The following is a 12,925-nucleotide window of genomic DNA, read 5'->3' as shown; positions in this document are numbered from 1 at the left end:
CTCATATTAACCAGAACGGATTTGCTGAGCTCGTTCAGAGCACCAACTCTGCTGATGGCATTCACACCATAAAGAGCAGTTCCCCCATTCTCTTTTTTTACGGCCTTTACCCGCATCTCATCGGTTTCCTGAATCTGCAAATTGGCCATGGGATCCATATCAGTCAAAACATCAAGGTATTTTTTTAGGAAGTATCTACTTTGTTCGCGATCAATGACTGCCCACTCTACAAATTGACCCGGTTCCAGAAAAATATCCTCATCTTTGTCATAGATCCAATCATCCATGGTTTCATATAGCTCGGTATATTCTTGGGGATAGATGAATATCGGGAATACCCAAATCATAACAATCAATAATCGAAAGATAATATGTCTCGATCGGTTAAAAATTATACTGGTACTGTTTACGGTGCTCGGAAAATTGTTCATATTTGTCCCATACTTTAAAACTGATTTCTTGGAAGGTCTCATTTTCTTTGAATGGTTTTTCAAGCTCAACGAGCCAGCGGTAATACTTCTTATTGCCCCGAATATCTGGATCGGCTAATTGTTGGTTCCTGATAATTCCACCACGCTGTTGAAAGCTGATTACCTCATTAATCTGACCATATGTGATTAATTCAAAAATCAGATTATTGCTACCAGATGGTTCCCTGGATAACAGTTTAATTTCAGGTGGAGGTGGTGTTTTGATAATTACAGCGTGGTTCATTCCAGGAATCTCCACGCTATTGACCATCACTTGAAATAATAGCTCACCCTCTTTCTCGAAGGTCGGCATCATTGCTCTAGCTCCAGGCACAAGCCTTTCTTGATCATTCACCCCGGTTCCTGTTATTTTGACCTGCATATTCTCTAAGGGGATATCCAACAAACTACCATCAAAGGTGTATTGCTCGCCGACATAGACTTCTCGAGATGTAGGTGTTTTCACCCAAATTGGCGGTCGAACCTTAATATCGAAAGCTACAGTGTCCTGTTCATTATCTGATGCTCTCGTCCCAATCACCACAATTCGGCCATTATTTTTTGCCTGACCAGATATTTTCATTTCGGGCACCGCAATAGTCTCATTCTGGACCAGTGTTGCACCTTCAACAATTTCAATATGAAAATCATCCCTGGAATTCACACCACCTACAAAAATCTGTACCTCCCAATCCAGACCTACCAGGGCAGAATATTGCGCCTTGGCCGATTGGAGCGTAAATGGGGATAGATTACCCCCACCACTGGGGACAATTGCGTTTGGCAATGATTTCACCAAACTAATGTGGCCAACCCGATCAATAGTCTCGATGAGTTTTTTAACAACTTTTTCATCCTTATAATCTGCTAGCCATCGCTGCCGTACTTTTTCGTTAAAGGCTGGAGAAACTTTTATCTCTGCTGTCACATTATATGGGATTGCTCCAAATTCTCCAAATACAGCCTTGGGGATGCGGGCTGAATACCAACCGACGTTTCCGGACGTCATTAAGATTAAGGGGAAGGTGTGGCTCTCATAAAAAACCGAATCATCCAATAGCACTGGATCGAATCTTACGACTCCCTCTAGTGTTTCTGGATTATAATAGCCAATCAGTTTTACATTGAGAGTCAAACTGTCAATATCATTAACTGGCTCAACCCGGTCTATATTTACCAGCTGCTCAATCTTCTCCCGGGAAATAACTTCAATTATATCCTTTTGCCGCTCTTTATAGTTCTTTACCTCCCCCTCGATGGCAAAAAAACTGATTATTGTTGCGAGGTAGATAACAAAATAGACCTCAACGCCTTTTCTTTTCATCTACGATCAACTCCGCTTTACAAAAGGAGCTGAAAGGATATGTTGAATTTCCTGGCGAATACGCAATGTGACTTGCTCTTCCACTACTTCTTTAATGCCGGTAGCTAGATTCAATATTTGTTCATTATACTGACCCATTTGATGCTCATTCTTAGCTAATTGTTCTAACAATTTCTCGTTTAATAGATTGGTTTTTACTTCATTCTCAACCAACTGAGCTAGGAATTTCTCAACCGATTGATTGGATGATTGTTCATCATTGGATTTTGCAAATCCCTGTTTGAATTCAGAAATTGTCTGGATAAGAATCTCAGTTTGACCATGGCTGGAGTTTTGTTGACCGGCGATTTGACCTAAGGCATTTTTGAATTGTTGTGTTAGATCAGACAATCCCTCAGACAAGGCAGTAATATCTTTATCATAAAGTGCATGAAGTCGATCATTTTGTGCCTGCATCTGTTTAATTTCGGTGGTGACAGACTGAGATAACATTTGTAATTGTATGGCAACTGCTGGCATATCTTGACTCTGGACAGCAAATCCTTCCTTTCGTGCATCGTCCTTGCTGACAGAGTATATCGTTACAGCATAGAGGAGCAAAACCGAAAATTCAACCATGAGAGCTCCGATGGTAATATATTCTACCAAGCCGAACCCTTCGTCGGCCATTTGAAGCAAGGTTCGCATACCAACAACAACAATTAGAATCGCAGCCCCTGTATAAACAAATGCTGTTCTTTTCCCAACTTTTATGGTGTTGCTTTTTTGGGGGGGTGATTCAGGTTTTAGTTCAACTAATTCTTCTATTTGAAGATCATCGGTCTTTTCAACATCCACGGTTCATTCTCCATCAATTTGAGTAATCGTAGGGTTCTTCATCCTTTCAATTTAATGACTTACAAAAATAGTATTAAGCATCACATCATTAAACATTTAATGGATAGATCTAATTACTATTAAAATTCCCCCAACCTTTGTGTCTATAAGTGCTTGAAATATATTCATCGTTATGGATCACGCAATAGATATACATTTAAGACTTCGTGAGTTTGATAATGGATGTCCGAACTTCCTGATTTTTTGATATGGTAATTCTCAGTTTACGGTATATTGACAATTTATTGGTATTTGATGGGGTCTAGCGTTGCAATCATAATCCGTGGGCTAATTTGTGGAAACTATCAAACTACTGTAATTGAGTGAATTTGGGGTACTTCGGACCTGATATCCAAAGCGCTATCATTTTGAGCTTTACTCTATAAGCTTTATAAGGGGGTTCAGAAAAACCTTCCCCAGCAGGTCCCCAAATTTCCACATTCAAAAGTTACCTTATAAACGAATATCTTCTCAAATATTTTGACACAATCACCGTAACCCGCTGGCTATCATTGACTTATTCAGGACTTAAAATCCCTCGCCCTAAACAGGCGTGCCGGTTCGATTCCGGCCCCGGGTACATGCCTACGCTCTTCGAGCTACGGCATGCGGGCTCAACCTGCGCTCCTCTATGGAGGAGCTTCGGTCAGCAAGCCAATCAAACCATTATTACTACAACAATATTAGGGATGTTCGCCGAAGCACAATGTGCGTAGGAGAGCCCTGGGTACACGAGTTCGCTCTGAAAGAGCGAGTGTCTGGCCATCAAAAACCATCCAGACTCACACGGCTAATCTGGCTGAAGCAGCATCACAATTTTGTGCGCTTTGATATATTAATATGATTCGATGATCACTAATTTAACTTCATTCCCAAATCGACTTTTCCATGCGTATTGCAGTCGCTCAACCAAAGGAACAACGTGAAGAATTCATTGAGGACAATAGCCTTTTTCGTATCTGACCTGCATGGCCGAATCTCTTGGTATGATAAATTATTTCAAGCTATAGAATCAGAGAAACCAAAGGTAGTTCTCCTGGGTGGTGATATATTTCCCCATGCCATGTTTTCATCTGCTCAGTATCCTGATTTCATCAAGGATTACCTCCAACCAAAATTCCAAAGCCTGAAGAATTCTCTTAAGGAGCAATATCCAAAAGTCATGCTTATTATGGGGAATGATGATCCCAAAGCTTTGGAAACAGATTTGATAACTGCTGGACTTGATACGCTCTGGGAATATATCCATTATAAGAAAGTGATTTGTTCAAATCACTCCATTGTTGGCTATTCCTATGTACCCCCAACTCCATTTCAGCTGAAGGACTGGGAACGCTATGATGTGTCTCGATTTGTGGATCCAGGGTGTATTTCTCCCGAAGAAGGAATGCATACTACACAGACTGACCCTGATATTCTACGCTATGAGACGATCCAGAAAGATTTAGTGCGGCTTTTTGAATTTGAAGATATGGCCAAAATAGTTTGCCTCTTCCACTCACCCCCATACAAAACAAACCTTGATCGGGCAGCTCTAGATGGTCAAATGGTTGATCATGCCCCACTGGATGTTCATGTAGGTAGTATAGCTATAAAACGTTTTATAGAACAAAAGCAACCAAAGATTACGCTTCATGGCCATATCCATGAATCAGCACGAATTACAGGCCAGTGGCAGGAAAAGATTGGTGAAACTTATGCGTTCAGTGCAGCCTATGAAGGTCCAGAACTAGCTGTTATCAAGTTTGACTTAGACCACCCTGAGCTCGCTGAGCGATTACTTCTTTAAGCTCGAATTGTTTGTGTATCAGTTCCATTCCCCACAAGATGTCCCATCTCCAATGGCAGGGCTGCATCACTTACAGCATTTATCTTCGCAGCAAAACTACTTCGGTTTTCTATATCCTTATCTGTTACCAGATGAATATCCAAAAGCGTACCCGCTTTCACGCCAGAGCATAGGAAATTCATTTCTGAAATTCCTAAACTCCATGCTTTTAGCCATAATAAAAAATCGGACTTCTGTTGGTCAGTTCCTTGAAAATGTATCAAAATATCAATATCGCTCTCAGGACCTGCCGTGGAATTTTTCACACTTCCGAATACGTAAAAGGCTTTTACGCCAAATCTGATTGGATCCAGATAACCGGCTATTTTCTTGACTATATCCATACGCCATTTCCAATGATTGAAAGCGTCAATATTGGTATAGGTGGATTTCTTCCTTCGAACTGGTACATTATTGCTTTGATCTGGCTCAGTAATATGAGCTTCCGCTCTGTTTTGGCTTGAATTCATAAAAACGGACAATTCTTGACCACTAAAGGAGTTATTTACATCAATGACTTTTATAGTATCAGCGAGGGAAGCGTATTCCGGCAGTAGCTGCTTAAGAATATTGCTTGATCCTGAAAAGAAATTATCGTTAAAGACATTTCCATGTTCATCTGGGTATAAGGGCAAATACCGAATGGAAGCCTCAACCAGATCTTGAAAGAAGTGCGTCCCAAACGAAAGATCTGGAACATAACTTCCTTGTTTGCGGGCGACTTCAATGAGCATAGCTGTATTACAAATATCAGAGTAGGTAACATTAACACCCAACCTGATATCACCACGACTACCCCAGCGTCCAGGTCCCATGAGAATAAAGCATCTACGCGGCAGTAGTTGATTTAACTTTCCTATAGCTCGTCCAACATTAAGCAATTCCTCTCTTGATCCAAGCTTACTATAGCTTTCTGGATCAACATAGACAACATGGGTAATGCCTTTAACCAGACCGTTTGAGACGTAACGATTAGCTGAGAATAGAATTTTGTCTTTAGGGATACCTGCAGGTATATCTATGGGCTCATACTCTTCACCATAGCTTTGAGGTCGACATTGCAACAAGTACAGATCATCACCGTCAGAGGCGAACTCAATATCAACTGGCACTCCCAATATTTCTTCTAGAACAGTAAGAATAGCATGCATCTGCTCAATAAAGTGAGTCTGTTTCTTGAGCACATCAAAAGTAACGACCAAATTTGATTCTTCAAGGTTATCAAGTAAGGGCATGATCTTTCTGAATCTATCGTTGTCCAGAATGGACATTACTTCGGTAATATTCGGATATTCCGATGCGATCTCACTCATCATCTTACGCAGTTCAATCGTTTCGAATGAATTGGTTGTTAGATTGATGACATCTATGGCTTTAGGGGAATATCTAATTTGCTCATCAAGAGTAGCATTAACGGATAATTTCGGTTGCCCAGGCGCTATCAATGCAGGATAATCGTCCCCTACTCGATCGACAGCTCCGGTTCCTAATCCTGGCACAAGACGAATCAATCCATCCTCCGGTTTAATTCGGGGAGACCATAGAAAGTCATTTTTACTCAATGCAACTCCCGCGTAAGCTGGGAAGTAATACTGGCCTACTTTTTTACCAACAACCTCCTGAATCATAATTCCCATCTCTTCATGGAAATCAAGCAAGTTTCTCTCAGCACGATATTTTATTGGATCGGGTCCAAACATTGAAGCATAAACTTCTGCGATAGCATCGATCAAAGCGATTAACCGCTCCTGCTTAGTGCCTTGATTTGCAATAAACACGCTACGATATTTTCCGGCAAAGGCAGCACCAAGCCCATCCTCTAACAAACTGGAACTTCTGACGATGAGAGGACTATCGCCAAAATCATCCAGGGCTAAAGCTAAACCCCTGACAATCTCAGGAGGGAGATGTGAATTCTTAAACACCTGAATCACGTGGGGGTATTCAAACTGAATCTGGGCAATCTCTTTATACTTCTGGTCAAATACTTCTTCCAGGTTGTTGTATACTAGGAAACTTCTACTCCCATCAGATGTAATATACCAGGTTTTGGGTGTCTTAATATTTTCTAATAGATCTTTATACTTAGGAGAGGCCTTTAATATTTTATCAGCCAAAGCAACGCCAGCGCTTTTACCACCGAGTTTCCCACTGCCTTTTGCAGGGGTTATTACACGATTCAAAAGCTCATAAAAATCGTTTACATTGAAATAGTTCTTCGCCACGTTGATGAAATGGGTTTGATCAGAAAGCAGTCTTCTGACTAATGATACTTGAAAAGCCTTCTGGCGAGGAAGGGACAGCTCAGTACCACTGGGATCTAGATGATGGTACCGTCCTATGGCATCTGAGATATCATTTAAACTGCTTTTAGAATCTCCCAGAACATTTACCAGAAATGAGGATTTTTCTTCCCTTATCCATTTTTGGATAGCTTGAAGTGCGTTGTTTTTTCCAAGTGTGTCAACAGCTATCTGAAATACTCTTTCACTTATGGGGAGAAGATCCTGTACCTGGACCCTTTTCCTGGGCTGATTCAGATTTTCTACAAGACCAGTGTCATCTTCTTTATAGGTCGGACTGAAATGTTCTAACAGCTCTTTGGCCTCTTCACTACCCCCAAGGAAGAGAAAGTTAGTCATTTTTCTAGATAGACGTTCTAATAAGGGTGAATCCGTATTCCTGAGGAGTTCAAGTATGGTAACCCATTCATCATCGTGCTTCTCAACATCACCTTTTCTATCGAACAGGTTCTTTAATAAACGATGCTGTAGAGCAATTTTAATGTGTCGTGCTATTGAATGAATTAAATCCTGTTCTTCTTTTAGGAAAGGGCCTTGAACCTCGTTGGGACGCTCTTCGATATAACTAATATCAACGGAGCCGACTTTTTCGTCTTGGATAATGATATCAGCTTGAAGTCCCCAGTTAGACTCAACACACTTTCTACTGCAATACTCTTGATCTTCAAATGTAATTCTAGCCTGACAAATATCAGGATATTGCCATCCACTGGGAATAATATGGACAATTTGGTTCAATAATTCATCTATGCTGGAGTCTTGCTGGTTAAGAATTTCATCTATCTCATAGATGCAACGCAGTTCTTTTTCACGCTCCCTTAACTCTTGGAGTAATAATGCTGAGCGACTTTTCTTCTTCATATTCATTTTATTATTATACCCCGGCCACTACGACCATCCACCTTGACTGTTAAGGGTTTAACCAGCTTAACATGCTTAATATAATCAGTCTCAGATACGCATGCTTGTTTATCTAACCATTCCCAATCAAGACCATGATCATCAGAATGTCTGAGAGAGAAATAACTTACCCCAAAACTGGTGATATTGTGGAAAAAGTGAGACCCTTGGCTAAACTCTTTATCCATCTCAGGTAAAGTTGATTCAACAATTATTTTGGCCTGAGATATTTGTCCCCAGGTTACTGGAGTTCCCAACCAGGGATCTGAACTACCCCAGCGGCCAAAACCTATTAAAAGATAGTCTATTCCGTTCTCAATGGCTGTGACATTAACCGCTTCTATCTCACGGGCGATCTGAGGCGTGTGCTTTGCGTCAAAGGTTTGGGGCTTCACAAACACAATATGCTCAATATTACTATTTTCACCATTTCCCAGAACCCGTTCTGAGGCGAGCAGGATATCTTTACCTGTAAATTCATCATCCTGAATGTCTATTTCATCAGCTAGTGCTAATAAGGGTCTGACCTGAAGTAATCCAAACCGTGTTGGGTTAAGGGTTATGGCAAATTCAATTTCCACTGGTGAATTCAAAGCGTCTACGCAGATTTCCACTATGTTTTTTAACAAATCATTTAGCGGGAATTGATTGTAAACAAGGATTGGAGCAAAAGTGACCATTCGCGGACCAATCTCGCCCAGTCCTACATTGATCCGATCATTTCGTGGGTCATAGGTAGATGCAACAGATTTTAGCGTATCATCATATTCAGCCTCTCTCAATCCACATTGGATCAAGTACTCAGATTCACTGATGGGATTGTACGCAGGAGGAGAACCTAAATTCACACTCCAGAACTTATTCTGAGTTTGCTTAAGCCATTCGCTCACATCCAGAAATGGAGGATTTGCTCTGGGTGACTTTGGTGTAAACCACCAGGATGGATCTCCATCCACAATAGTCTTGCCTAGACCCAGGGCAAGATTGACAATACCATCTTCCGGTTTTGAATGGCTGGGAGGATAATAATTAAAGGATCTGGCCACACCAGAAATATCCGGATAATATCTATCAAAATGGGGCTTACCCACGACCTCTTGTATAATCACTGCCATCTTTTCATCAAGGAGGTCTTTGCTAATTGCTTTGCGATAATCTTTGGCTGCCTTGAAGAAGGTGGATGCGTAGACAAACTTGATGGCCTCAGTGAGCTTCCGAAAGCGAACATCTGTATCGCTTTCATTATTGGGGATCATTTTTGTTGCATAGATACCCGCAAAGGGCGCATCAAGCGCATCTTCAAGAATACTCGAAGACCGCACTGCCAATGGGTAATGAATTTGATCAATGATTGACTTGAGGTCACCCAGTATCCCAAAAGGAAGATCAAAGTTTTGAAAAGTATGAGCTATCCGATCATCTGGTTGCTCCAAAAGCATTTCGGGGCTGACTCGGTTCTCCTGCATAAAACTGTCAAATACATCTGAGAGGATGACTGCCAAAGACGGAATATTGAATTCAATCTCTTTGAATTGCCCTGCATCAAAGGAATTGGCAAGGTGTTTACTAATTCCAAACAGCCCCTGTGCTTTACCTCCCAGGGCTCCAGAACCTATAACAGATGGCTTCTTCTGATCAGAGAAAAGCTTAAGAGAAAATGTTTCTAATTCATTCTCCAAAGGTGCGTTTCCCGATTCTGTCATTTTGGACCACCTTCCTTTTAGGGCGCCCTTTAAATCCACCCACGATCTTTAGATGCCTGAACGACTCGTCCAATTGCAATGACATAGGCAGCATCTCGCATATATAATTTCTTATTTTTGGATAGCTTACTTACAGCAATATAGGAAGTGGTCATCTTTGCATCCAGCTTACTCAACACCTCATCACGCGGCCAATAATAGTTCATATTATTCTGAACCTGTTCGAAGTAGCTGCAAGTCACACCACCGGCATTAGCAATGAGGTCAGGGATAATTTGAATGCCGCGGTTCTTAATAATTACATCGGCTCCGGGTTCAGTTGGACCATTGGCACCTTCAGCAATTATTTTTACTTGATTACTGATACTCTCTACGTTGTCTTTGGTTATCTGATTCTCCATCGCAGCCGGAATTAAGATATCTACATCCTGTTTTAGCCAGTCATCCCCTGCCAGAACTTCGTAACCAATATCTTGTGCTTTCTGCTTATCGATTCCACCAAAAGAATTGGTAATACCTTGTAGTGCCTCAAGGTCTATCCCATCTTTTTTCCTAAAGGAGTATGACTTTTGATCCTCTTGATCCCAGCTTGAGACACAAATCGTCTTGCCACCTAATTGATGGTACAATTCTATAGCATATTGAGAGACATTGCCAAATCCTTGAATACTGGCAGTAGTGTCCATCGGTCTGATATTCATTTCCTTGAGCATTTCACGTAAAGTAATGACCACACCATACCCGGTGGCTTCTTTACGTCCCAAAGATCCACCAACACCTATAGGTTTTCCGGTAATAAAGCCAGGATAACGACCGCCGAAAATCGTCTCATATTCATCCAGCATCCACAACATATGCTGAGCATTGGTCATTACATCTGGTGCTGGAATATCCGTAACTGGTCCAAGATTTCGAGCTATCTGCCGTACCCATCCACGACATATTTGCTCTTGTTCATGCAAACTCAAATTGTGTGGATCACAGATGACCCCACCTTTACTCCCACCAAGTGGGATATCCACTGCAGCAGTTTTCCATGTCATCCACATCGAAAGCGCTCTAACCGTGTCAATGGTCTCCATGGGATGAAATCGGACACCTCCCTTACCTGGACCACGGGCATCATTGTGCTGAACGCGGAAGCCCCTGAATATCTTCATGTTTCCATCATCCATGCGGATTGGGATGTTGAAGTGGTATTCTCTCATAGGAGTTCTGAGTAAATCCCTGGAAGCCTGATCCAAATCGAGCATTTCAGCGATATTATCAAACTGAGATTGAGCCATTCCAAAAGCGTTAAAAGAGGGGCTGCTCATAATTATATGCCTTTATATTCTTTGCCGGAGAGGTTGCATGGGGTCTCCGACGTATGGTTTATCAACTCACAAATATCAACAACTCTGATTTAGCAAATTTCAGTCCAATTGTATATACTTTCACGTATTACTGTAACTAAACCATTTTTAGCATATATTGGCATTTATACTGTCTGTGCAGAAATACGACACTATAGATTTTTTTTACAGTCGCAGTCCGTAGGACATAGATTGGCTGGTTTACTCATCGCCGTTCGTAGAATGCAGATGAGCCCCTAGTACCATTCTAACAGCTTGATCCACAGCCACTTTCAATTATCACCTAAATTTACTTTATGGATCTATTTGCCGTGCAATCCATATGATTTGCACATCATATTTAATGAACCACTATCATTTTTGCATGTAAAGTGCCCATGTTTTGGATCTTAGGATGGTGGCTTTGAGCATAGATATTCCTACAAGTCCCTTGGTGTTCTATTTGTAGACAAGGAAAGCCCCAGCAATCTCTTAAAACATGAACCGCAATCCAACACGCCAACGAACATCCTTTTCCAAGCTGGTAATAGGAATTTTTTGCCAAATCGGTGCCTGGATGAGTGACTCAAGAATCATAGAACTATAGGTGTACTTAAATCCTGGTGATAAAAAGACCACTGATTCTGCATCGTCCATCTCGACTGCAGTAGGCCGATCCCTTCGATTTACTAGAAAATTGAATTCCAAGACCGGTGCCAGCGCCATGTTTTTTAATCCTCCTACTGGAAGCTGTCTCGCCACCGCACCATCCAGGGAGTATTCCCATCCCCTGGTCATTTCGACCTGTTGGAAAAGGATATCCTGTACCCTATAGGTTGTGCTTCCATCAAATGCCCAGGTACCTCTCCTTAAGGACAAGTAGAGCCCGGGTGCAAATGACCAATAGTCATCAGAAAAACCGTCCTCGCCAGTGGGCAAAGTCAGTTTTGCCGTGGCAGCAATACCAAGTGTTTGGTATCTGGTGTTGGTTCTATGTATAAGATACTTGACAAGCAGATTGAAATCTGCGAGACCAGTGCTATTGTTCACAACCCCCATCATGGTCATCTCTTTATTCAACCAACCTTGCATTCCAATTATGGTAACATTTGGCCTGAGACCATAGGCAGCCATAAAAACGTTGGCCTGTAATTTCATTTGACGTGTTGGAGTCGATGGCTGGGATGTGGCACCCATCTGGCGTGACTGAACGCGAATCATCCACCTGTTCTCAGCTGGGGTTAAACCTGCGTCGACACTGATGCCTGCGGCTGAGCTCTCCCCTGCCAGAATTAGGATACCTAACAATAGCCAGTTAAAGGAGTGTTGCTTCATTTTATTGAAGATTGACATTACTGCAACCGTTCCCCAGGGGTGAAGTTAGCCCGCTTCATACCCTCATGAATATTTGCATCAGACACTTCAACGCCCACTTCAACCAATACCATTACTTGCTGAGAGGTCCAGTCCGCCCTGGATTCTACAACACCTTCAAGTGCATTCAACTGCTTCTCAAGCCCACCATGGCACCCAGGGCAATCCATTCCGAATACTTCATATACTCGAATTTCACCACGACCTGCCCAATCTTCAGGGAGTGCGGATTCAGGTTTACTACCGCATGACATTAGAAGGGTAGCTGCAATAACAAGGGTCGCTATTAGCTTATAATTATTCATTTCAATTTCTTTCTATATTTTTTTAGTTTTGAACTCACAATAATATGGCTCTCCATGGGTCTAAACTATTACCCCCGCGAGCATAACCTTCCCTGATGAGAGACTTTGACCTTAGACACTTCCTGTAGAGGAGTACAAACTCCCTGCATGAAGTCCCACAAATTGTTTGGATTTTAAATGATTAAGGGATGAGCATGATGGATCCGATGAACTGGATCAGGTAAAGCATCCTCTTGGAAGAAGGAAAATTGTGTCTGGTTTATAACCTTATCAATATGTGGAGGAAGAAACCCCATTGGCCCGCGATAAGAGAAGTCTCGCGTAAATATGAATAATTGAGCACTGACAATATCAGGGGTACAGCAAGCATCGTATTCTGCCAAGGAGCAACAATCCTCACAATCTGAGACCTCATATCCATCAAAATGACCATTTACACTCATAGGTGATGACTCAGTCAGGCAATCCTCACAATCCAGAATGCTTGAGTCAAGTGGTTGGAATATGA

At 41.8% G+C, this 12,925-nt stretch carries 9 protein-coding genes; 1 reads left to right on the top strand and 8 read right to left on the bottom strand.

Annotated elements, in window-relative coordinates; translation table 11 throughout:
• The 3 genes from ISR87_11395 to ISR87_11385 all read right to left on the bottom strand — a co-directional run.
• A partial coding sequence (locus tag ISR87_11395) for a hypothetical protein (protein MBL7026052.1) occupies positions 1-287 on the bottom strand: 287 nt, incomplete at its 3' end.
• 97 nt (positions 288-384) lie between these two features.
• The gene (locus ISR87_11390) at positions 385-1,794 is read right to left on the bottom strand and encodes a hypothetical protein (protein ID MBL7026051.1); all 1,410 of its coding nucleotides are present in this window, start codon (positions 1,792-1,794) and stop codon (positions 385-387) included.
• Positions 1,795-1,800: 6 nt separating this feature from the next.
• The gene (locus tag ISR87_11385) at positions 1,801-2,631 is read right to left on the bottom strand and encodes a hypothetical protein (protein MBL7026050.1); all 831 of its coding nucleotides are present in this window, start codon (positions 2,629-2,631) and stop codon (positions 1,801-1,803) included.
• A gap of 982 nt (positions 2,632-3,613) precedes the next feature.
• Here ISR87_11385 and ISR87_11380 point away from each other — a divergent pair.
• Positions 3,614-4,459 carry a metallophosphoesterase gene (locus ISR87_11380; protein MBL7026049.1) on the top strand — a complete coding sequence of 282 codons (846 nt, stop codon included), beginning with the start codon at positions 3,614-3,616 and terminating at the stop codon, positions 4,457-4,459.
• On the opposite strand, the gene ISR87_11375 is transcribed toward ISR87_11380, so the two are convergent.
• The 5 genes from ISR87_11375 to ISR87_11355 all read right to left on the bottom strand — a co-directional run bounded on the left by ISR87_11375 (position 4,456) and on the right by ISR87_11355 (position 12,417).
• Positions 4,456-7,662 carry a nucleotidyltransferase domain-containing protein gene (locus ISR87_11375; protein ID MBL7026048.1) on the bottom strand — a complete coding sequence of 1,069 codons (3,207 nt, stop codon included), beginning with the start codon at positions 7,660-7,662 and terminating at the stop codon, positions 4,456-4,458. The genes ISR87_11380 and ISR87_11375 overlap by 4 nt on opposite strands.
• A 2-nt stretch (positions 7,663-7,664) precedes the next feature.
• On the bottom strand, positions 7,665-9,404 hold the full coding sequence (locus ISR87_11370) for a hypothetical protein (GenBank protein ID MBL7026047.1): 1,740 nt from the start codon (positions 9,402-9,404) through the stop codon (positions 7,665-7,667).
• A gap of 29 nt (positions 9,405-9,433) precedes the next feature.
• Positions 9,434-10,720 (bottom strand): Glu/Leu/Phe/Val dehydrogenase, encoded by a 1,287-nt coding sequence (locus ISR87_11365; GenBank protein ID MBL7026046.1) that lies wholly within the window; start codon positions 10,718-10,720, stop codon positions 9,434-9,436.
• A 510-nt stretch (positions 10,721-11,230) separates the two neighbouring features.
• Complete coding sequence (locus tag ISR87_11360; protein MBL7026045.1) at positions 11,231-12,091, bottom strand: hypothetical protein; 861 nt, start codon at positions 12,089-12,091, stop codon at positions 11,231-11,233.
• A complete protein-coding gene (locus ISR87_11355; GenBank protein ID MBL7026044.1) occupies positions 12,091-12,417 on the bottom strand; it encodes a heavy-metal-associated domain-containing protein in 327 nt (108 codons plus the stop codon). Before ISR87_11355 ends, ISR87_11360 begins: the two co-directional genes overlap by 1 nt.
• Between the last annotated feature and the right edge of the window lie 508 nt (positions 12,418-12,925).

This window comes from Candidatus Neomarinimicrobiota bacterium (assembly GCA_016784545.1).
GTDB lineage: Bacteria > Fidelibacterota > UBA8477 > UBA8477 > JABMPR01 > JABMPR01.
The sequence above is the reverse complement of the archived record's forward strand: the minus strand, read 5'-3'. Positions and strand labels throughout refer to the sequence as shown.